At 56.3% G+C, this 19,997-nt stretch carries 16 protein-coding genes; 7 read left to right on the forward strand and 9 right to left on the reverse strand.

The features are described 5' to 3' along the window. Positions 1-68 precede the first annotated feature (68 nt). The 4 genes from ACQG22_RS16905 to ACQG22_RS16920 all read right to left on the reverse strand — a co-directional run bounded on the left by ACQG22_RS16905 (position 69) and on the right by ACQG22_RS16920 (position 2,561). Entirely contained in the window at positions 69-968 is a 900-nt protein-coding gene (locus ACQG22_RS16905; protein ID WP_013098206.1) for a Dyp-type peroxidase, read from the reverse strand. Between the two features lie 92 nt (positions 969-1,060). Continuing rightward, positions 1,061-1,636, reverse strand: coding sequence for an RpoE-regulated lipoprotein (locus ACQG22_RS16910; RefSeq protein ID WP_013098207.1), 576 nt, complete (start codon positions 1,634-1,636; stop codon positions 1,061-1,063). Positions 1,637-1,699: 63 nt separating this feature from the next. Beyond that, on the reverse strand, positions 1,700-2,149 hold the full coding sequence (locus tag ACQG22_RS16915) for a DUF2919 domain-containing protein (RefSeq protein ID WP_014832841.1): 450 nt from the start codon (positions 2,147-2,149) through the stop codon (positions 1,700-1,702). Then, positions 2,136-2,561, reverse strand: a complete 426-nt coding sequence (locus ACQG22_RS16920) for a GNAT family acetyltransferase (protein WP_014832842.1) — start codon at positions 2,559-2,561, stop codon at positions 2,136-2,138. Before ACQG22_RS16920 ends, ACQG22_RS16915 begins: the two co-directional genes overlap by 14 nt. Positions 2,562-2,773: 212 nt before the next feature. On the opposite strand from ACQG22_RS16920, the gene amiA reads away from it, so the two are divergent. Beyond that, complete coding sequence (gene amiA, locus ACQG22_RS16925; protein ID WP_013098210.1) at positions 2,774-3,649, forward strand: N-acetylmuramoyl-L-alanine amidase AmiA; 876 nt, start codon at positions 2,774-2,776, stop codon at positions 3,647-3,649. Then, positions 3,649-4,548 (forward strand): oxygen-dependent coproporphyrinogen oxidase, encoded by a 900-nt coding sequence (hemF, locus tag ACQG22_RS16930; RefSeq protein ID WP_029881763.1) that lies wholly within the window; start codon positions 3,649-3,651, stop codon positions 4,546-4,548. The genes amiA and hemF overlap by 1 nt, the downstream gene beginning before the upstream one ends. Before the next feature lie 79 nt (positions 4,549-4,627). Here hemF and maeB read toward each other — a convergent pair whose 3' ends face one another. Beyond that, complete coding sequence (gene maeB / locus ACQG22_RS16935) at positions 4,628-6,907, reverse strand: NADP-dependent oxaloacetate-decarboxylating malate dehydrogenase (RefSeq protein WP_013098212.1); 2,280 nt, start codon at positions 6,905-6,907, stop codon at positions 4,628-4,630. Between the two features lie 246 nt (positions 6,908-7,153). Between maeB and tal the strand changes: the two genes are divergently transcribed. Beyond that, the gene (gene tal / locus ACQG22_RS16940; RefSeq protein ID WP_335278807.1) at positions 7,154-8,104 is read left to right on the forward strand and encodes a transaldolase; all 951 of its coding nucleotides are present in this window, start codon (positions 7,154-7,156) and stop codon (positions 8,102-8,104) included. 19 nt (positions 8,105-8,123) lie between these two features. Then, positions 8,124-10,112: a transketolase gene (gene tkt / locus ACQG22_RS16945; protein WP_369706729.1), complete on the forward strand. Its 1,989-nt coding sequence runs from the start codon at positions 8,124-8,126 to the stop codon at positions 10,110-10,112. A 90-nt stretch (positions 10,113-10,202) separates the two neighbouring features. On the opposite strand, the gene ACQG22_RS16950 is transcribed toward tkt, so the two are convergent. The 3 genes from ACQG22_RS16950 to aegA all read right to left on the reverse strand — a co-directional run bounded on the left by ACQG22_RS16950 (position 10,203) and on the right by aegA (position 13,989). After that, positions 10,203-11,246, reverse strand: coding sequence for a DUF1176 domain-containing protein (locus tag ACQG22_RS16950; protein ID WP_020689967.1), 1,044 nt, complete (start codon positions 11,244-11,246; stop codon positions 10,203-10,205). Between the two features lie 105 nt (positions 11,247-11,351). Beyond that, positions 11,352-11,945, reverse strand: coding sequence for a GDP-mannose pyrophosphatase NudK (gene nudK, locus ACQG22_RS16955; RefSeq protein WP_155023067.1), 594 nt, complete (start codon positions 11,943-11,945; stop codon positions 11,352-11,354). 67 nt (positions 11,946-12,012) lie between these two features. Continuing rightward, positions 12,013-13,989, reverse strand: a complete 1,977-nt coding sequence (gene aegA / locus ACQG22_RS16960) for a formate-dependent uric acid utilization protein AegA (protein WP_369706730.1) — start codon at positions 13,987-13,989, stop codon at positions 12,013-12,015. A 152-nt stretch (positions 13,990-14,141) separates the two neighbouring features. Here aegA and narQ point away from each other — a divergent pair, with 152 nt between their 5' ends. Next, a complete protein-coding gene (gene narQ, locus ACQG22_RS16965) occupies positions 14,142-15,830 on the forward strand; it encodes a nitrate/nitrite two-component system sensor histidine kinase NarQ (RefSeq protein WP_369706731.1) in 1,689 nt (562 codons plus the stop codon). A gap of 146 nt (positions 15,831-15,976) precedes the next feature. Then, positions 15,977-19,090: a multidrug efflux RND transporter permease AcrD gene (gene acrD / locus ACQG22_RS16970; RefSeq protein WP_029882269.1), complete on the forward strand. Its 3,114-nt coding sequence runs from the start codon at positions 15,977-15,979 to the stop codon at positions 19,088-19,090. 109 nt (positions 19,091-19,199) lie between these two features. On the opposite strand, the gene ypfM is transcribed toward acrD, so the two are convergent. Further along, positions 19,200-19,259 carry a protein YpfM gene (gene ypfM / locus ACQG22_RS16975; RefSeq protein ID WP_015572204.1) on the reverse strand — a complete coding sequence of 20 codons (60 nt, stop codon included), beginning with the start codon at positions 19,257-19,259 and terminating at the stop codon, positions 19,200-19,202. Positions 19,260-19,646: 387 nt separating this feature from the next. Between ypfM and ACQG22_RS16980 the strand changes: the two genes are divergently transcribed. Then, positions 19,647-19,997 carry an ArsC family reductase gene (locus ACQG22_RS16980; RefSeq protein WP_020689972.1) on the forward strand — a complete coding sequence of 117 codons (351 nt, stop codon included), beginning with the start codon at positions 19,647-19,649 and terminating at the stop codon, positions 19,995-19,997.

A 19,997-nucleotide genomic window follows, 5' to 3' on the forward strand; every position in this document is an offset into this window, starting at 1 on the left:
AAGGGAATAAGGGTGTGGCCTGTTGCTCTCACCCCAACCCTCTCCCAAAGGGAGAGGGAGGAAGGGAATTACAGCGCCAGCAGACGCTCAATGGACGGTGCGAAGTAGTAGCCGCCGGTGACCGGTTTGGTGAAGCGCAGCATGGCGTCACGCTTGCCGTCGGTATCGCCGAACATGCTCAGCAGCTGTTGCTCAATATTGTACAGACGCGCGCAGTAGGCGCAGAAATAAAGGCCATGGGTTCCGCTTGCGGTGCCATACGGCAGGCTCTGGCGAACAATCTTCAGCCCTTTACCGTCTTCCTTGAGGTCAACGCGGCTCAGGTGAGAGGTCACCGGGCGTACATCGCCGTCGATCTCTTCGTTGGCCTCTTTGGTACGGCCAATCATCATCTCCTGGTCCTGCACACTCATGCGGTTAAGTTGCTTAAGGTTATGCTCCCAGCGCTGAACAAATACGTAGCTGCCGCCGGCATCCACGCCATCCTTGATCACCGCCACTTCACGGCGCGTCTCTTCACCTGCCGGGTTTTCCGTCCCGTCGACAAAGCCGCTCAGGTCGCGCTCTTCCACCCAGCGGAAACCGTGGACTTCTTCCTGAACGTCAATGCTGTCACCAAACGCCGCTACCGCCGCCTGAGCAACGGAGAAGTTCACGTCGTGGCGCAGAGAGAGAATATGGATCAACACGTCGTACTGGGTTGCCGGTGCCAGACCTTTGCCGTAAGGGATAAAGTCTTTGAGCTCTTCCGCCCCTTCGCCACCGCTCAGCTGACGCCAGACGTTATTGCCAAAGGCCACCACGGCGCCCAGATGGGCATCCGGGAATTTGGCCTGGAAGGTGGCCAGTTTATCCACAAAGACTTTGCTGGCCGCACGCAGGGCATCCACATCCCCTTTCACATTGGCTTCAATCCAAATCGCCGCGCGGCAATGTTCTGGCAAAATGCCACTCTGAACCTGAGACATCGCTCCTCCTGAAATAAAGATGCCACGACAACGTGGCATTGATGGCGGGTATTATACCCGGATTTCAGCGAGACGGATTGTTCAGGCGCAAATTACTGCTGCCAGATAATTTTGCTCACTTTCCAGTTTTTCAGCGTATCGTCAGACGGCATTAAGCCTTCAGGACCGCTCCAGGTTCCGGTAAAGAGATAGCTGATGTGCTGGCTGTCCGGTGCTTTACATTGCACCGCCACGCCATCGTCTGAAGGCGCGCTGGCGCAATTGCCGAAAGCCTGTTTATAGAGATCGCTAAACGGCGTACCAACCTTCACGCCGCTCGCCGTCGGGATAGCATCGTCCAGCACGGCAATACGGTTTACCGTGCCTTTATCGCCGTTAATCACCAGCGCCAGTTTGTCTCCTTTCAGCGCTTCGAAGTAACGCACGATAGTGCCGTTTTCAGTTTTCATGCCGCTGCGCAGACGATAGTCGCTGCTCAGGGCCGCCTGAAGCGCGTCCTGATCCAGCGCCGTCGCGGCGGTAATGTTGCCCACGCCCTGCTCGGTCACTTCCAGCGAAGAGCCAAACCAGTTCCACGGATAAGCGGCCGACCAGTTAATGGAGGAGAGCGTTGAACAGCCGGTTAACGCCAGCGGGAGAGCGCATAAAAGTAAACGCAGCGATTTCATTGAAACGTCCTTACGTGTTAAATCAACGCTTGTTGGAGTGCAGCATCGGCAAAAAGTGCCGCGTTAATCTGACTCATGCGTAAAACAGGCGCGTAAGCGGGGGTTAGTCAGCAGCCACAGCAGCGCCACGATATCGGCCACCACCAGCGCAATGCCGATGCCCGTAAGCGGTTCACCGTACCACCAGAGCACAGGCTGCCAGCAGAGCAGCGCAATCTGGGCCAGGATCAGCAGCCAGCGAAGCGCACGCCAAAGCCGTGGGATCGCCTGTCGTCGGCCGCTGCACAAAAACGTCACCACCGCCGGTACGCCCGGTAACAGGCCGAGCCAAAAGGCGTCGTGATCGGGATAAAAGAGCGTCAGTAATGTATCGCCCTGCCCGCGGGACGCGGCGGCCATGACAAACAGAACCCAGGTGCGGGCCTGCAGCAGCAGTACGCACCAGAATAAGAAAGGCAGCCTGACACGCCCCTGCGCGTCGTAATCTGCCGGGTGGATCTCAATACTCTTCATCTTCGATCAGACGCTTACCTAAGCTCAGCACGTCAGCGTGTTCATAGCCCAGACGTTCATACATGCCCAGCACCACATCGTTATCTTCGCGCACCATGATCTGAATTTTCGGGCAACCGCGAGCGATCAGTTTTTTCTCAAGACGATTGAGCAGCGCATTGGCAATGCCGCGCCCCCGGTATTCCGGGTGAACGCCCAGATAATAAGCAGAGCCGCGATGGCCGTCGTAACCGCCCATCACCGTGCCCACCACTTCGCCGTTCACTTCCGCCACCAGAAACAGACTGACGTCGTGATTCAGCTTACGCTCAATGTCCATCTCTGGATCGTTCCACGGACGCAGCAAATCGCAGCGCTCCCAAAGGGTGATCACCTCTTCGAAATCTTCCTGGCGAAAAACGCGTATCTCCATGGTATTAACCGCCTTTTCGGGTTTAAAAACAGTGATTATGGCGCGAACAGGGCATTTAGCCAATAACCGGGGAAAATCTCGCCAAAATTTGGCATAATGTCACTTTGTCACGTATTGAAATGAAAAGTAAAACAATTCTCAATAAGGACTGTCGTAACGCTAAACGCGATACGATATAACACCAGGACCGCAATTTTTACTATTCAGGCCGCATGAGCACATTCAAACCATTAAAAGCACTCACATCGCGTCGTCAGGTTCTCAAAGCGGGGCTGGCGGCCTTAACGTTAACGGGCATCGCACAGCAGGCTCAGGCAAAAGAAGAGAGCACGCTTAAAACCAGTAACGGACACAGCAAACCCAAAGCCAAAAAACCAGGCGCGAAGCGTCTGGTCATGCTCGACCCGGGTCACGGCGGCATTGATACCGGCGCCATTGGCAAAAACGGGTCAAAAGAAAAACACGTCGTGCTGGCAATTGCAAAAAATGTGCGATCGATTTTACGCAGCAACGGCATTGACGCCCGCCTGACGCGCACGGGCGATACCTTTATTCCGCTGTATGACCGCGTGGAAATTGCCCATAAGCATGGTGCCGATCTCTTTATGTCCATTCACGCGGATGGCTTTACAAACCCTTCCGCCGCGGGCGCGTCGGTGTTTGCCCTCTCCAATCGCGGCGCCAGTAGCGCCATGGCGAAATACCTCTCCGACCGTGAAAACCGTGCGGATGAAGTCGCCGGGAAGAAGGCCACCGATAAAGATCACCTGTTACAGCAGGTGCTGTTCGACCTCGTGCAGACCGATACCATCAAAAACAGTCTGACGTTGGGCTCGCATATCCTCAAACGGATTAAGCCGGTGCACCGTCTGCACAGCAAGAGCACGGAGCAGGCCGCGTTCGTGGTGCTGAAATCACCGTCGATTCCGTCCGTGCTGGTGGAGACCTCTTTCATCACTAACCCGGAAGAAGAGCGTCTGCTTGGTACCGCGGCGTTTCGTCAGAAAATCGCCAATGCCATCGCCTCCGGCATCATCAGTTACTTTAACTGGTTCGATAATCAAAAAGCGCACTCCAGGAAACGTTAATGAAACCGAATGCAAAGCGGGTAAAAACCTTCCTGCTGCAGTTGCAGGATGAGATTTGCCAGAAACTGGCCGCTGCAGACGGCGGTAATTTTCAGGAAGATAACTGGCAGCGAGAGGCCGGCGGCGGCGGGCGTAGCCGTGTGTTGCGAAACGGCGGGATCTTTGAACAGGCAGGCGTCAATTTTTCCCACGTTTACGGGGAAGCCATGCCCGCTTCTGCAACGGCGCATCGTCCTGAACTGGCAGGCCGCAGCTTCCAGGCGATGGGCGTTTCGCTGGTGGTACACCCGCACAACCCGTTTGTGCCAACCAGCCACGCCAACGTGCGTTTTTTCATTGCGGAAAAACCGGGGGCCGATCCGGTCTGGTGGTTTGGGGGCGGTTTCGACATGACCCCCTACTACGGCTTTGAAGAGGATGCCGTGCACTGGCATACGACCGCACGCGATCTCTGCCTGCCGTTTGGCGAAGACGTTTACCCGAAATACAAAAAGTGGTGCGACGACTACTTTTACCTCAAACACCGCGACGAACAACGCGGCATTGGCGGGCTGTTCTTTGACGATCTGAACACGCCTGATTTTGATACCGCGTTCAGCTTTATGCGTACGGTGGGCGAAGGCTATACCGACGCTTATCTGCCCATTGTTGAACGGCGTAAAAACACCGACTACGGCGTGCGCGAACGCGAGTTCCAGCTTTACCGTCGCGGGCGCTACGTGGAGTTTAACCTGGTATGGGATCGCGGGACGCTGTTTGGCCTGCAAACCGGCGGGCGCACGGAGTCGATTCTGATGTCGATGCCGCCGCTGGTGCGCTGGGAGTACTGCTACGAGCCAAAAGAAGGCAGCCCCGAGGCTGCCTTGAGTGAGTTTATTAAGGTTCGGGACTGGGTTTAACTGCCGGATGGCGCTGCGCTTATCCGTCCTGGTCAACCCGTAGGTCGGGTAAGCGAACGCGCCACCCGACACCACGCGCTTACAGCGGCTGCGTCTGCGCCTCAACCACCGCCAGCGCCACCATATTCACGATACGGCGTACAGACGCAATTGGCGTTAACACATGCACCGGTTTTGCCACACCCATCAGCACCGGCCCCACGGTCACCCCTTCAGAGCTCGAGACGCGCAGCAGGTTGTAGCTGATACGCGCCGCTTCCACGTTTGGCATAATCAGGATATTCGCTGAGCCTTTCAGCGGGCTGTCTGGCATACGTTCATTGCGGATGCTCTCCACCAGCGCGGCGTCGCCGTGCATCTCACCGTCAATCATCAGCTCCGGTGCGCGCTCGCGAACCAGCTCCAGCGTCTGTCGCATTTTGCAGGCCGCCGCAGATTTAGAGGAGCCGAAGTTAGAGTGCGACAGCAGCGCCACCTTCGGTTCGATACCAAAGCGACGCACGGTTTCAGCCGCCATCACGGTGATCTCCGCCAGCTCGTCCGGGGTTGGATCGTCGTTGACGTAGGTATCGGCGATAAAGGTGTTACCGCTTGGCAGCAGCAGCGCGTTCATCGCACCGGCCGTGTGCACCCCGTCGCGATAGCCGAAGATCTCCTGCACTACGCTGAAGTGCTCGTGGTAATCACCGATGGTGCCGCAGATCAGCGCATCCGCCTCGCCGCGATGAACCATGATTGCGCCAATCACCGTGGTGTTGCTGATCACCGCCCGCTGCGCCTGCTCCTGAGTGATCCCGCGACGTTTCATGATCGCGTAGTATTCGCTCCAGTACTCTTTAAAGCGCGGGTCGGATTCATTGTTGACGATCTCAAAATCAACGCCCGGTTTGATCTGCAGGCCCAGCTTCTGGATACGCATCTCTATAACGCTCGGGCGGCCAATCAGGATCGGCTTCGCCAGCCCTAAGGTGATCAGCTCCTGCGTGGCATGGAGCACGCGCGCCTCTTCCCCTTCCGCCAGCACCACCCGCTTCGCGTCGGCACGAGCCTGAGAGAAAATCGGCTTCATAAACAGGTTAGTTTTGTAAACAAACTCGGTGAGCTTATCCACGTAAGCATCGAAATCGGTTATCGGGCGCGTCGCCACGCCGGAGTCCATCGCCGCTTTCGCAACCGCTGGCGCGATTTTGACAATCAGACGCGGGTCGAACGGTTTTGGAATGATGTAGTCCGGGCCAAAGCTCAGATCCTGATCGCCATAGGCTGAAGCAACCACTTCGCTCTGCTCGGCGTGTGCCAGTTCCGCAATGGCGTGCACCGCCGCGAGCTTCATCTCTTCGTTAATGGCCGTCGCACCTACGTCCAGCGCCCCACGGAAGATGAACGGGAAGCAGAGCACGTTGTTCACCTGGTTCGGGTAGTCGGAGCGACCGGTACAGATGATGGCATCTTCACGCACCGCTTTCGCCAGCGGCGGCAGGATTTCCGGCTCGGGGTTCGCCAGCGCCAGAATCATTGGCGCACGCGCCATCTTCTTCACCATCTCCTGGGTCAGCACTTTCGGGCCTGAACAGCCCAGGAAGATATCCGCGCCGTCAATGACATCCTCAAGCGTACGCTTGCCGTCGTCGTCCACCGCGTAGGCTGCTTTGGTTTCCGCCATGTTCGGTTCGCGGTCTTTGTAGATCACGCCTTTGGAGTCGCAGACCACAATGTTGTGTTTCTGCATCCCGAGCGCCACCAGCAGGTTCATACAGGCAATGGCCGCCGCACCCGCGCCGGAAACTACCATGCGCACGTCAGAAAGATTTTTCTCCACCACGCGCAGGCCGTTAAGAATGGCGGCGGTGCTGATAATCGCCGTCCCGTGCTGGTCATCATGGAACACGGGAATGTTCATACGTTCACGCAGTTTCTGCTCAATGTAGAAACATTCCGGCGCTTTGATGTCTTCGAGGTTAATACCGCCAAAGGTCGGCTCCAGCGCCGCCACGACGTTGATGAATTTATCGGGATCGTGTTCGTCCACTTCGATATCAAACACGTCGATACCGGCGAATTTCTTGAACAGAACGCCCTTTCCTTCCATCACAGGCTTACCGGCCAGCGCACCAATGTTGCCCAGGCCCAGCACCGCCGTACCGTTAGAGATCACGGCGACCAGGTTGCCGCGCGCGGTATATTTGTAAGCGGCCAGCGGATCTTTTTCAATTTCGAGACACGGTGCCGCCACGCCCGGCGAGTAGGCCAGCGCCAGGTCGCGCTGGGTTGCCAGCGGTTTTGTCGGGGAGACCTGAATTTTACCCGGGACAGGAAACTCGTGAAAATCGAGGGCACTCTGTTTTAACTGATCGTCCATCTTGTTATTCCTTTTACGTATCGGTCAGATAGTATCGCCGCAGGCTGCCGCATAAACTTTGAAGGCTGCCAAACTCTCACCATCACACATTAAAAATTGTTATCAATTTATAACAGCCATGTTACCCGTCTCAAAAGCAATGCCTCCCCCGTCTGCTATGCTTTTTTGTTAAGTCCATCATGATTTTTCCAGAAGTGTGAACTAACGCACTCGTCTAACGCTTTTATTTTCAAGGAGTCATGACTTATGAACCAACTTGACGGCATCAAACAATTCACTACCGTGGTTGCAGACAGCGGCGATATCGAGTCGATTCGGCACTACCAGCCTGAAGACGCAACCACCAACCCGTCGCTGCTGCTCAAAGCGGCAGGGCTTTCCCATTTTAGTCATCTGATTGATGACGCCATTACCTATGGCAAACAGCGCGGCAAAACCCAGGAACAACAGGTTGCCGAAGCCAGTGACAAGCTGGCGGTTAATTTCGGTGCGGAAATTCTGAAAAGCATCCCGGGGCGCGTCTCCACCGAAGTCGACGCCCGCCTCTCCTTCGATAAAGAGAAGAGCATCAATAAAGCCCGCCGCCTCGTCGAACTCTACCAGGAGCAGGGGATCGACAAATCACGCATTCTGATTAAGCTCGCCTCCACCTGGGAAGGCATCCGCGCGGCGGAAGTGCTGGAAAAAGAGGGGATCCACTGCAACCTGACGCTGCTGTTCTCGTTTGCGCAGGCGCGCGCCTGTGCCGAAGCGGGCGTATTCCTGATCTCACCATTCGTCGGGCGCATCTACGACTGGTATCAGGCAAAACAGCCGATGGATCCGTACGTGGTGGAGGAAGACCCGGGCGTGAAGTCGGTACGTAATATCTACGACTATTACAAGCAGCACCGCTACGAGACCATCGTAATGGGGGCCAGCTTCCGCCGCACCGAGCAGATCCTGGCGCTGGCTGGGTGTGACCGCCTGACCATCTCCCCTGACCTGCTGAAAAAGCTGCAGGACAAAGAAGAGACGGTGATCCGTAAACTGGTGCCGACCTCCACCGTACTGCCCAAACCGAAAGCCATGACCGAAGCGGAATTCCGCTGGGAGCACAATCAGGACCCAATGGCCGTGGAAAAACTGGCGGACGGCATCCGCCAGTTCGCCGTCGACCAGCGCAAACTTGAAGATCTTCTCGCCGCCAAACTTTAACCTTGCCACGGAGTGAACTATGTCCCGTAAAGAGTTAGCCAATGCCATTCGCGCCCTCAGCATGGATGCCGTGCAAAAAGCCAATTCCGGCCACCCTGGCGCACCAATGGGCATGGCAGATATTGCCGAAGTGTTGTGGAATGACTTCCTGAAGCACAACCCTAACGACCCCACCTGGTACGATCGCGACCGTTTTATTCTCTCTAACGGCCACGCGTCGATGCTGCTCTACAGCCTGCTGCATTTGTCCGGCTACGATCTGCCGCTCGAAGAGTTGAAAAACTTCCGCCAGCTGCATTCGAAAACCCCCGGCCACCCGGAGATTGGCTATACGCCAGGGGTGGAAACCACCACCGGGCCGCTGGGACAGGGTTTAGCCAACGCCGTTGGGCTGGCCATCGCGGAACGCACGCTGGGTGCGCAGTTTAACCAGCCGGGGCATGACATCGTCGATCACTACACTTACGTCTTTATGGGTGACGGCTGTCTGATGGAGGGGATCTCCCATGAGGTCTGTTCGCTCGCGGGCACGCTGGGGCTGGGCAAGCTGATTGGCTTCTATGACCACAACGGCATCTCCATAGACGGGGAAACCGAGGGCTGGTTTACCGACGACACGGCAAAACGGTTTGAAGCCTACCACTGGCATGTGGTGCATGAAATTGACGGCCACGATCCCGAGGCGGTGAAAAAAGCAATTCAGGAAGCGCAAAGCGTGAAGGACAAACCGTCGCTGATTATCTGCCGCACGGTTATCGGCTTTGGTTCGCCGAACAAAGCAGGTAAAGAAGAGGCGCACGGTGCGGCGCTGGGTGATGAGGAAGTGGCGCTGACCCGGCAGAAACTGGGCTGGAAATATCCGCCGTTCGAAATTCCGAAAGAGATTTACCGCGCATGGGATGCCCGTGAAGAGGGTGAAAAGGCCCAGCACGCCTGGAACGAGAAATTTGCCGCCTACAAAAAGGCCTACCCGGAGCTGGCGGCCGAATTCACCCGCCGCATGAGCGGAGGGCTACCGGAGGACTGGGAAGAGAAAACGCAGGCGCTGATTGAAAACCTGCAATCTAACCCGGCCAAAATCGCCACCCGTAAGGCGTCGCAAAACACCCTGAATGCGATTGGCCCAATCCTGCCTGAGCTGCTGGGCGGCTCGGCGGATCTGGCCCCCAGCAACCTGACCATCTGGTCTGGCTCGACATCGCTGAAAGAGGATATCGCCGGAAACTATATTCACTATGGCGTACGCGAGTTCGGCATGACCGCCATTGCCAACGGTATCGCTCATCACGGGGGATTTGTCCCCTACACCGCCACCTTCCTGATGTTTGTGGAATACGCCCGTAACGCCGCACGCATGGCGGCTCTGATGAAAGCGCGGCAGATTATGGTTTACACCCATGACTCCATCGGGCTTGGGGAAGACGGGCCAACCCACCAGGCCGTTGAACAGCTGGCGAGCCTGCGCCTGACGCCAAACTTCAGTACCTGGCGTCCGTGCGATCAGGTCGAGGCCGCGGTGGGCTGGAAGCTGGCAGTAGAGCGCCATAACGGACCGACGGCGCTGATCCTGTCACGTCAGAACCTGGCGCAGATTGAGCGCACGCCGGAGCAGGTGAAAGGCATTGCCCGCGGCGGTTACATTCTGAAGGACAGCGGCGGCAAGCCGGATGTGATCCTGATTGCCACCGGTTCCGAGGTGGAGATTACCGTCAAAGCGGCGGAGAAGCTGACTGCCGAAGGTCACGCGGTACGCGTGGTTTCCCTGCCTTCAACCGACATCTTTGACGCGCAGGATGAGGCATATCGTGAATCGGTCCTGCCATCCAGCGTGACGGCCCGCGTGGCGGTTGAGGCGGGTATTGCCGACTACTGGTACAAATATGTCGGGCTGAAAGGGGCCATTGTCGGCATGCGGGGATACGGTGAATCGGCGCCGGCCGACAAGCTGTTCCCGTATTTCGGTTTTACCGTTGAGAACGTCGTTGAGAAGGCGTTAAGCGTGCTTTAGTGCGGCCTGCGTGCCCGGTGGCGCTACGCTTACCGGGCCTACATGGTTCGAAACGTGGGCCGGGTAAGGCGTAGCCGCCACCCGGCAAAACTAGCGTGTGATCCACAACGTGGGCCAGGCATCTGGCCCATTCCAGTTATCGCAGCTGGGCTCCTCGGCATAACGCACCAGACGGAAGCGCTGGCCGTCAAAGCGCCAGCGCGTCTGGATACCGCAGTCGGCAATCCCCCGCCCTAACGCCAGGGTGGTCAACTCACGCGTTTTCTCATCAAAGCGAGCGTTCATTAACTCCATTTCACTGCTACCGCTGGACGGCGTAAACGGCAGACGCAGCCTGACGCTACGGGAAGAAAACGGTTTTTTACGTGATACCAGCCAGGCCAGATCGACGGTGTTATAGGCCCCCGCTTCGCAACTGACGATCAGCAGCGCTTTGTCATCGGTAAGCGCAGTGACGCGCACTTCCCGACGGTTGGGGTCGAGCGAGCACTGGCTGTTATTCATCCGCCAGGTACCATAATCCAGCAGATCGTTCAGTTCGCTGTGGGAGAGCGGTGTCGGGGTGGGATTCACAACCGCCACCTTTTTCAGGGCCGGTGCGGGCGGCACGCTTAACGGCGGATCGTCACCTTTTTTAATCCAGGCGGTTTCACTGCCGACGCGCTTTTGCTGCGCATCGATAAACAACAGCGCCGCTTTCAGGCCACTGAGGGAGATCGCCTGCTTGCCATCACGCAGGGTTAGCGCTTTCCCTTCCTGGATATGCTTAAGAAATGCAGTGATGGTCGCAGCATCGTCCGTTTTCAGATGCCATGGCGTTAACTGCCAGTGCTGACGCTCCAACGTCACGGGCACCCCATCAAGCAGCAGGCGCGGCGCAATTGCAGGCTCTTTGACAGACGGGTCTGAAAGACCGCCGAGATCGATACGTAACGAGGCATCGGTTTTCGCGCCAGCGCTGCGGCTAAGCGTCATCACCAGACCACGGTGTTCACCGGTGTTGCGTGCCAGGCAAAAATTCTGGTTATTGCAGGTCACCTGCCAGTCTGAGAATGATTGCTGTGCAGGCGCAGCCCACACCCGCGGTGCGGGGAGCACACAAATCAGGAAAAAAATAAAAACGCAGTAGCGCATGAATGGCACAATCCCGGAACGAAAACGCTTAACTGGGCAGTATCTTCGTGTTCCCGCCGGGGTTGCTCAATCGGATTTATCGGATAGATTTATCCGAAAAACAAACTACATCCGTTCGAAAGAGGGATCCATCAGCCCGGTTGTTTGTAAATACTGCAGTAATATTACAGCTTTACCATCTTTAATTTCCCCGGAACGGATCATCTCCAGCGCCTGGACAAACGGTATCTCCAGCACCTCGATATCTTCATCTTCCACCCCACCGCCCTGATGGATACGATGCGCATCGCTGTATTCGGCAATAAAGAAATGGACGATTTCCGTCACGCCGCCGGGTGACATAAACAGTTCGAAAACTTTTTTAACCTCACCCACTTCAAAGCCCGTCTCCTCGATGGCTTCTTTGCGGATACACACTTCCGGCTCATCGTTATCCAGCAGACCAGCGCAGGTTTCAATCAGCCGTCCGTCCGGATTGCCATTGACCCACGTCGCCACCCTGAACTGGCGGATCAGCACCACGCTCTGCTTTTCACGGTTATAAAGCAGAATGGTTGCCCCATTGCCGCGGTCGTAAACCTCACGTTTGTGGCGGATCACGTCCCCGTTATTACGCGTTAAATCATAGGTGATGTTACGCAGGACAAAGTAATTATCAGAAAGGATTTTGTCTTTGATAACGTCAATTTTCAGGGTCATACGGGCTCCACGACACAATGAGTCTGCCTATATTACGCCGTGAACCCCGCTTTGTCGCCCACCCGATTTAATGCGTTTTTAACGCGCTGACGCCCAGCCAGTCGAGGATACCCTGCGCAGCATGTCGCCCTTCCGCCATGGCGGTGACCACTAAATCTGCGCCGCGTACGGCGTCACCGCCTGCGAAAATTTGCGGGTTAGAGGTCTGATAGCGATAGCGGCTCTCCACCGAGGCGATAATTCGTCCCCAGCTATCCGTCTCCACGCCCTGCGCCTGCAGCCACGGCATCTCGTGTGGATTGAAACCAAATGCCATGATCACCGCATCCGCAGGCATCACAAATTCGCTCCCCGCTATCGGTACCGGCCGACGACGGCCCTGAACATCCGGTTCGCCGAGTTCGGTACGCAGCATGCGAATGCCGTTGACCTGTCCGTCAGGTGCCAGAGTTAACTCCACGGGCTGAACGTTAAACTCAAACGCGGCGCCCTCTTCCTTCGCATTCTTCACCTCTTTTTTCGAGCCCGGCATATTGGCTTCATCCCGGCGGTAGGCGCAGGTTACCTTCGCCGCACCGTGACGTAACGCGGTGCGGACACAGTCCATGGCGGTATCGCCCCCGCCGAGCACCACCACGTTCAGCCCCCGGGTATCAATAAATGGCTCTTTGGTTGTTGCCTCAAGCCCCATCACGTGGCGGGTGTTTGCCACCAGGAAAGGTAACGCGTCATAGACGCCGGGCGCATCTTCATGTGCGATACCCGCTTTCATGGAACGATAGGTTCCCACACCAATAAACAGTGCATCGTATTCGCGTTGCAGCTGTGACAGCGGCACATCCTGTCCGACGTCGCAGTTCAGAACGAACTGGATCCCCATGGCCGTGAATATCTCCCTGCGCCGTGCGAGCAGCGATTTATCGAGCTTAAAGGCCGGGATACCAAACGTCAGCAAGCCGCCAATCTCCGGGTGCCGGTCATAGACCGTGACGCGCACGCCGCTGCGCGCCAGCACGTCGGCACAGGCAAGCCCCGCAGGCCCCGCGCCGATCACCGCCACACGTTTATCAACCGGCGTCACGCCGCTCAGATCCGGCTTCCAGCCCATCGCCAGCGCCGGGTCAGAGATATAGCGCTCGATGTTGCCAATGGTCACCGCGCCCGAGATATCACGCACGGTGCAGGCGCCTTCACATAATCGGTCCTGCGGGCAGACGCGGCCGGTAATTTCAGGTAAACAGTTGGTCTGGTGTGAAAGCTCAACCGCCCCGGCGATATCCCCCGCTTTAACGCGTTCAATCCACTGGGGGATATGGTTGTGCAGCGGACAGGTCCATTCACAAATGCTGTGTTCGCCGCACTTCAGGCAGCGCGATGCCTCACGCGCGGCCTGCTCTGCCCGAAACGGCAGGTAGATCTCCTGAAAATGGCTGACGCGTGCACTCGCGGCGAGTTTATCCGGCTCCCCGCGTCGCGGTGTGTTTCTCATCTGCTCAAGGCGGGTGTGCGGCAGGTCTGGCCTTACCGCCTCGTCGTGCCAGGGCTGCGCCTCCTGACGGGCGGTGCGCTGGCGGCGGGTTTTCGCCAGGTGATTCAGCACGGCGGGCGTCGCCAGGGTAAGCACCTGTGCCGGACAATTTTCGATGCAGGCCGGGCCCTGTGGGCGCGTGTGGCAAAGATCGCATTTATGCGCCGAGGCTTTTACGTTGTCCTTGTCGAGAGGCGTAACAACGATCTCCATCGTGCCGAACGGACAGGCAACCACGCAGGCTTTACAGCCAATGCATTTTTGTTGATTCACCTGTACGCTGTCATCGCATTTGCTGATGGCCCCGTTAGGGCAACTCTGCGCGCAGGGCGCATTTTCGCAATGGTGGCAGGTTACAGGCGTGCTCTTCGCGCCAGATTTCAGGACAGTGATGCGGGGATGAAAATGGCGTTCGCTCAGCACGTGTTGTTCATCGTTGTGCGCCATCACGCAGGCCACTTCGCAGGCACGGCACCCTATACACTGCTGGCTGTTGGCCATAATAAAACGATTCATAACGACACCTGTTTTTGGTTCAATAACCTTATTCTTTATAGGAATATTGTATTTACCCACGGCGGCGCTATCAGGCAATGTACAAATGCCCAGGAAGCCGAACTATCTCCAGTGAACCTGTGGCAGATCAATTTTTTTCAGGAAGCTGTTCTGTGACCGTTAAACGACCCGTTTCCAGAAGCCTGGCCCGGGCTTTCATTTCCATTATCGTGCTGTCCGTTCTGACCAGCACCGTCGCACTGTTCACGCTTGCCAGCAGCCAGCGGGATGCAGAAGCCATCAATATTGCCGGTTCCCTGCGAATGCAGAGCTACCGTCTGGGCTATGAGATGCAACGCAACAGCGACGCCCTGGCGGCGCATCGCGAGAGCTGGCAGCAGACGCTGAGCGCCCCTGCGCTACAGAAGCTGAGCCGCTGGTACGTGCCGGACGATGTTAAGGCGCGCTATCAGCAACTGCATCTGGCATGGCAGGAGATGGACAACCACATCGCTCGCGGCGATATCGGGTGGTATCAGGCCCACATTGAAGACTTTGTCGGCCGGATTGACGCCTTTGTGCTCGCCCTTCAGCACTACACCGAACATAAAATCCGGGCGGTGATTCTGATCTCCCTGGCGGGCGGGATGGGCATCCTGATCCTGACGATCTTTACCCTGCGACGCATCCGCCGCCAGGTGGTGTTACCGCTGAATAATCTGGTGGCGGCCAGCGAGCGCATTGAGCGGGGGCAATTCGATACGCCTGCACCGGATACCGCGCTGCCAAACGAACTGGGCCAACTTTCCCGGGCGTTCAACCACATGTCTGCCGAGCTGCATACGCTGTATCGCTCGCTTGAACACTCCGTAGCGGAAAAGACGCAGCATCTGAATGAGGCGCATCAGCAACTCGAGATGCTGTTTAAATGCTCTCAGGCACTGAATACCGGCCAGATAGACAGCCACTGTTTCCGGCATATTTTGCAGATAGTGCATGAGTACACGCAGATGAACTACCTGGAATTGCGCACCAGCGACGACTGGCGGCTCAGTGAGGGTATCGAATCAAACGGGAGCCCTGTCCAAACGCTGCCCGTGCTGATGCAGGATACCCTGTACGGGGAATTACGCTGGCAAAGCGAGACGGGCCACGTTCCTCTGCCGCTGATGGAAAGCGTGGCGACAATGCTCGGACGCGGACTGTATTTCAACCAGGCGCAAAAGCACTACCAGCAGTTGCTGCTGATGGAAGAACGCGCGACGATCGCCCGCGAGCTGCACGATTCCCTGGCGCAGGTACTGTCGTATTTACGTATTCAGCTGGCGCTACTGAAACGCGCTATCCCGCAGGAAAATGCCCCGGCGCAGACCATTATCACCGACTTTTCCCGCGAGCTTAACAACGCCTGGCATCAATTGCGGGAACTGCTTACCACCTTCCGCCTGACGCTTAACCACGCCAATCTGCCCGCGGCCCTACAGGAGTCACTGGACGGGTTACAGAGCCAGACGCAGGCAAAGCTGCACCTCGACTGCCGCCTCTCCTCGCTGGCGCTGGATGCCCAGAAACAGGTGCATTTGCTGCAGATCGTGCGTGAAGCGGTGTTGAATGCGATGAAGCACGCCCAGGCCAGCGAGATAACCGTCAGCTGCGTGACGTCTGCTGACGGCACCCACAGCGTCAGCATTCGCGATAACGGTATCGGGATTGGCGAAGCCAGCGAGCCGCCGGGACATTACGGGCTGAATATTATGCGCGAACGGGCGGCGAGACTTGGCGGAACGCTGCACTTTTCCCAGCCGCAAAACGGGGGGACGCTGGTGAGCGTGATCTTCCCGACAAACGGGGCCGGGAGGTAAATAACGGTAAAAGGTGAAGCGCAGAGAAAAGCGCATGATAATTTACACTATCTCCTTTATTTCTCCACGTTTGGTCTTCGTCTTGCCGCTAAAGTGATGCGGGCAATAAACAATAATGACGTGCAGCAAAACGAGGTCTCATTTTCATGGCGAATTTTTTTATCGATCGCCCCATTTTTGCCTGGGTACTTGCCATTCTGTTGTGTCTGACAGGTGTCCTGGCCATTACTTCACTTCCTGTTGAGCAATATCCCGACCTGGCACCACCAAACGTGCGCGTCACGGCAAACTACCCCGGAGCTTCAGCACAAACGCTGGAAAATACCGTTACGCAGGTTATCGAGCAGAACATGACGGGTCTGGATAACCTGATGTACATGTCCTCGCAGAGTAGCGCCACGGGCCAGGCGACCGTCACCCTGAGCTTTACCGCCGGTACGGATCCGGACGAAGCCGTACAGCAGGTGCAAAACCAGCTGCAGTCGGCGATGCGTAAACTGCCTCAGGCGGTGCAGAATCAGGGGGTTACCGTACGTAAAACCGGTGACACCAACATCCTGACTATTGCGTTTGTCTCTACCGACGGTTCCATGGATAAGCAGGACATTGCGGACTACGTCGCCAGTAATATTCAGGATCCCCTCAGCCGTATTAACGGCGTCGGTGATATCGATGCTTACGGCTCTCAGTATTCAATGCGTATCTGGCTTGATCCGAATAAGCTGAACAGCTTCCAGATGACGGCAACCGACGTGACGGATGCCATTAAATCCCAGAACGCCCAGATTGCGGTGGGACAATTGGGGGGAACGCCCTCCGTCGATAAACAAGCGTTGAATGCCACCATTAACTCACAGTCGCTGCTTCAGACCCCGGAGCAGTTTCGCAACATTACCCTGCGCGTAAATCAGGATGGTTCAGAGGTCCGCCTGGGCGATGTCGCCACAGTAGAAATGGGGGCAGAGAAATATGATTATCTCAGCCGCTTTAACGGTAATCCGGCCTCCGGTCTGGGGGTTAAACTGGCCTCCGGGGCCAATGAAATGGCCACCGCGCAGCTGGTGCTGGATCGTCTGGATGAGCTGTCGCACTATTTTCCCCACGGGCTGGAATACAAAGTCGCCTACGAAACCACCTCCTTTGTTAAAGCCTCTATTGAAGATGTGGTGAAAACACTGCTGGAAGCGATCGCGCTGGTCTTCCTGGTCATGTACCTGTTCCTGCAAAACTTCCGCGCAACGCTGATCCCGACCATTGCCGTTCCGGTGGTGCTGCTGGGTACCTTCGCCGTGCTTTATGCGTTTGGTTACAGCATTAACACCCTGACGATGTTTGCAATGGTGCTGGCGATTGGCCTGCTGGTGGACGATGCCATCGTGGTGGTCGAAAACGTCGAGCGCATCATGAGCGAGGAAGGGCTTTCCCCGCGTCAGGCCACGCGTAAATCGATGGGACAAATTCAGGGGGCGTTAGTTGGCATCGCGATGGTGCTCTCGGCGGTCTTTATCCCGATGGCGTTTTTCGGCGGCACAACCGGCGCCATTTATCGTCAGTTTTCAATCACCATCGTCTCCGCAATGGTGCTCTCGGTGCTGGTGGCGCTGATCCTCACGCCTGCCCTCTGCGCCACCCTCCTCAAACCGCTACATAAAGGGGAGCAGCACGGTCAGAAGGGCTTCTTTGGCTGGTTTAACCGCATGTTCAACCGCAGTGCTGCGCGTTATGAAACCGCCGTCGGCAAGGTGCTGCACCGCAGCCTGCGCTGGATGATGATTTACGTTGTGCTGTTGGGCGGTATGGTGTGGCTGTTCCTGCATCTGCCGACTTCGTTCCTGCCGCAGGAAGACCGGGGGATGTTCATCACTTCGGTGCAGCTCCCGAGCGGGTCAACGCAGCAGCAAACGCTGAAGGTAGTTCAGAAGGTGGAGCAGTACTTCTTTACCAAAGAGAAAGATAACGTGGTGTCGGTCTTCTCCACCGTCGGCTCCGGCCCAGGCGGGAACGGGCAGAACGTTGCACGTATGTTTGTGCGCCTGAAAGACTGGGACGCACGCGATACGAAAACGGGCACCTCGTTTGCCATTATCGAACGCGCGACCAAAGCCTTCTCCCGTATCAAAGAGGCTCGCGTTTTTGCCAGCAGCCCACCGGCCATCAGCGGTCTCGGCAGTTCTGCCGGGTTTGACATGGAGTTGCAGGACCATGCCGGTGCGGGCCACACGGCGCTGATGGCGGCGCGCGACAAGCTGTTAGAGCTGGCCGGTAAAGATCCGGGTCTGACCCGCGTCCGTCACAACGGTCTGGATGACAGCCCGCAGCTGCAGGTCGATATTGATCAGCGTAAGGCGCAGGCGCTGGGCGTTTCCATCGACGATATTAACGACACCCTGCAAACGGCGTGGGGTTCAAGCTATGTGAATGACTTTATGGATCGCGGTCGCGTTAAAAAAGTGTATGTGCAATCCGCCGCGCCATACCGCATGCTGCCGGACGATATTAACCGCTGGTATGTCCGCAACAATGCGGGCGGCATGGTGCCGTTCTCCGCCTTCGCCTCCTCGCACTGGGAGAGCGGTTCTCCGCGTCTGGAGCGCTATAACGGCTATTCCGCCGTTGAGATCGTCGGTGAAGCCGCGCCGGGCGTCAGCACCGGTACGGCGATGGACACCATGGAAAAGCTGGTGCAACAGCTGCCCGCTGGGTTTGGTCTGCAGTGGACGGCCATGTCTTATCAGGAGCGGCTCTCCGGGGCGCAGGCTCCCGCGCTTTACGCGCTTTCGCTATTGGTGGTCTTCCTCTGTCTTGCGGCGCTGTATGAAAGCTGGTCAGTCCCGTTCTCGGTCATGCTGGTGGTGCCGCTTGGCGTGATCGGCGCGCTGCTCGCCACCTGGATGCGCGGTCTGGAGAACGACGTTTACTTTCAGGTGGGGCTGCTCACCGTGATTGGGTTGTCGGCGAAAAACGCCATCCTGATTGTTGAGTTTGCCAATGAGATGAATGCGAAAGGCCATGAGCTGATGGCTTCCACGCTGCATGCCTGCCGTCAGCGCTTACGTCCAATCCTGATGACCTCGCTGGCGTTTGTCTTCGGGGTGTTACCAATGGCAACCAGCTCAGGCGCAGGCTCCAGCAGCCAGCATGCGGTAGGTACAGGCGTCATGGGAGGAATGATTTCAGCCACGATCCTGGCCATTTATTTTGTGCCGCTGTTCTTCGTGCTGGTGCGTCGCCGCTTCCCGCTCAAGGAACGGCCTGAATAAGATAGTGAAAATAAAAAAGGCGGCTCAGTAGGCCGCCTTTTTACTGTGCGATTAATTCACACTATGGTTATTTTACTTATTTAAGTGCTCTTGCAATTCTTACTGAATGTCATTTACGAAGCATGCCTTCGATAAAATCTTTCCAGTTCCCCAGTTCACGTTCAATCATAACAACCTCTCTTATTATTATGCGCATTCTACGAAAACGTATCATCATTGTGAAGACAATTTAACCAATTGCTGTGATTGTACCCCGTCTGCGCGCTGGATTTATGATAAATATGAACGGAGAACCTTAAATTTTGTGTGACGGCCAGCAATATTTTGAAATAACCCTACGCACGGGTGAGTTTTATTTTACCCGCTGAGTTTACAGACAATTTATACCTGATGGACATCTATGCTTAAATGATGAAAGAATATTCAGCGTACAGGTGTGAGTTGAATTAAAAAGAGGTGTTAATCCAGAGCGTTTCTGAATGTGTTATATTCCGTTTAAGGATATATCTTCGAATTTACTGAACATTTAATGGTCATAAGAACAAAAGGATTCAACATGGTTGTCATGTACGGCATTAAAAATTGTGACACGATCAAAAAAGCCCGTCGCTGGCTCGAAGCTAACAACGTCGAGTACCGCTTCCACGATTACCGTGCCGATGGGCTTGATGCAGAATTTCTGCATACCGCCATTAACGAACTGGGGTGGGACGCGCTGCTGAACACCCGCGGCACAACCTGGCGCAAGCTGGACGAATCACTGCGTGCCAGCATCAAGGATGCCAACAGCGCAGCAAATCTGATGCTTGAAATGCCAGCAATCATCAAACGCCCATTGCTCTGCGCGCCCGGGCAGCCTATGCTGCTGGGTTTCAGTGAAACCCTTTATTCCGACTTTTTTCGTTGA

Origin of the sequence: Enterobacter cloacae complex sp. 309I3 (assembly GCF_050031595.1) — a bacterium.
GTDB lineage: Bacteria > Pseudomonadota > Gammaproteobacteria > Enterobacterales > Enterobacteriaceae > Enterobacter > Enterobacter cloacae.

What these genes read in the sequence shown, in the direction of transcription:
- nudK (WP_155023067.1), bottom strand. Translation starts at nt 11,945, where the DNA reads ATGACCCTGAAAATTGACGTTATCAAAGACAAAATCCTTTCTGATAAT.
- ACQG22_RS16910 (WP_013098207.1), bottom strand. Translation starts at nt 1,636, where the DNA reads ATGAAATCGCTGCGTTTACTTTTATGCGCTCTCCCGCTGGCGTTAACC.
- acrD (WP_029882269.1), top strand. Translation starts at nt 15,977, where the DNA reads ATGGCGAATTTTTTTATCGATCGCCCCATTTTTGCCTGGGTACTTGCC.
- aegA (WP_369706730.1), bottom strand. Translation starts at nt 13,989, where the DNA reads ATGAATCGTTTTATTATGGCCAACAGCCAGCAGTGTATAGGGTGCCGT.
- ACQG22_RS16980 (WP_020689972.1), top strand. Translation starts at nt 19,647, where the DNA reads ATGGTTGTCATGTACGGCATTAAAAATTGTGACACGATCAAAAAAGCC.
- tkt (WP_369706729.1), top strand. Translation starts at nt 8,124, where the DNA reads ATGTCCCGTAAAGAGTTAGCCAATGCCATTCGCGCCCTCAGCATGGAT.
- tal (WP_335278807.1), top strand. Translation starts at nt 7,154, where the DNA reads ATGAACCAACTTGACGGCATCAAACAATTCACTACCGTGGTTGCAGAC.
- ACQG22_RS16915 (WP_014832841.1), bottom strand. Translation starts at nt 2,149, where the DNA reads ATGAAGAGTATTGAGATCCACCCGGCAGATTACGACGCGCAGGGGCGT.
- ACQG22_RS16920 (WP_014832842.1), bottom strand. Translation starts at nt 2,561, where the DNA reads ATGGAGATACGCGTTTTTCGCCAGGAAGATTTCGAAGAGGTGATCACC.
- ACQG22_RS16905 (WP_013098206.1), bottom strand. Translation starts at nt 968, where the DNA reads ATGTCTCAGGTTCAGAGTGGCATTTTGCCAGAACATTGCCGCGCGGCG.
- amiA (WP_013098210.1), top strand. Translation starts at nt 2,774, where the DNA reads ATGAGCACATTCAAACCATTAAAAGCACTCACATCGCGTCGTCAGGTT.
- hemF (WP_029881763.1), top strand. Translation starts at nt 3,649, where the DNA reads ATGAAACCGAATGCAAAGCGGGTAAAAACCTTCCTGCTGCAGTTGCAG.
- ACQG22_RS16950 (WP_020689967.1), bottom strand. Translation starts at nt 11,246, where the DNA reads ATGCGCTACTGCGTTTTTATTTTTTTCCTGATTTGTGTGCTCCCCGCA.
- maeB (WP_013098212.1), bottom strand. Translation starts at nt 6,907, where the DNA reads ATGGACGATCAGTTAAAACAGAGTGCCCTCGATTTTCACGAGTTTCCT.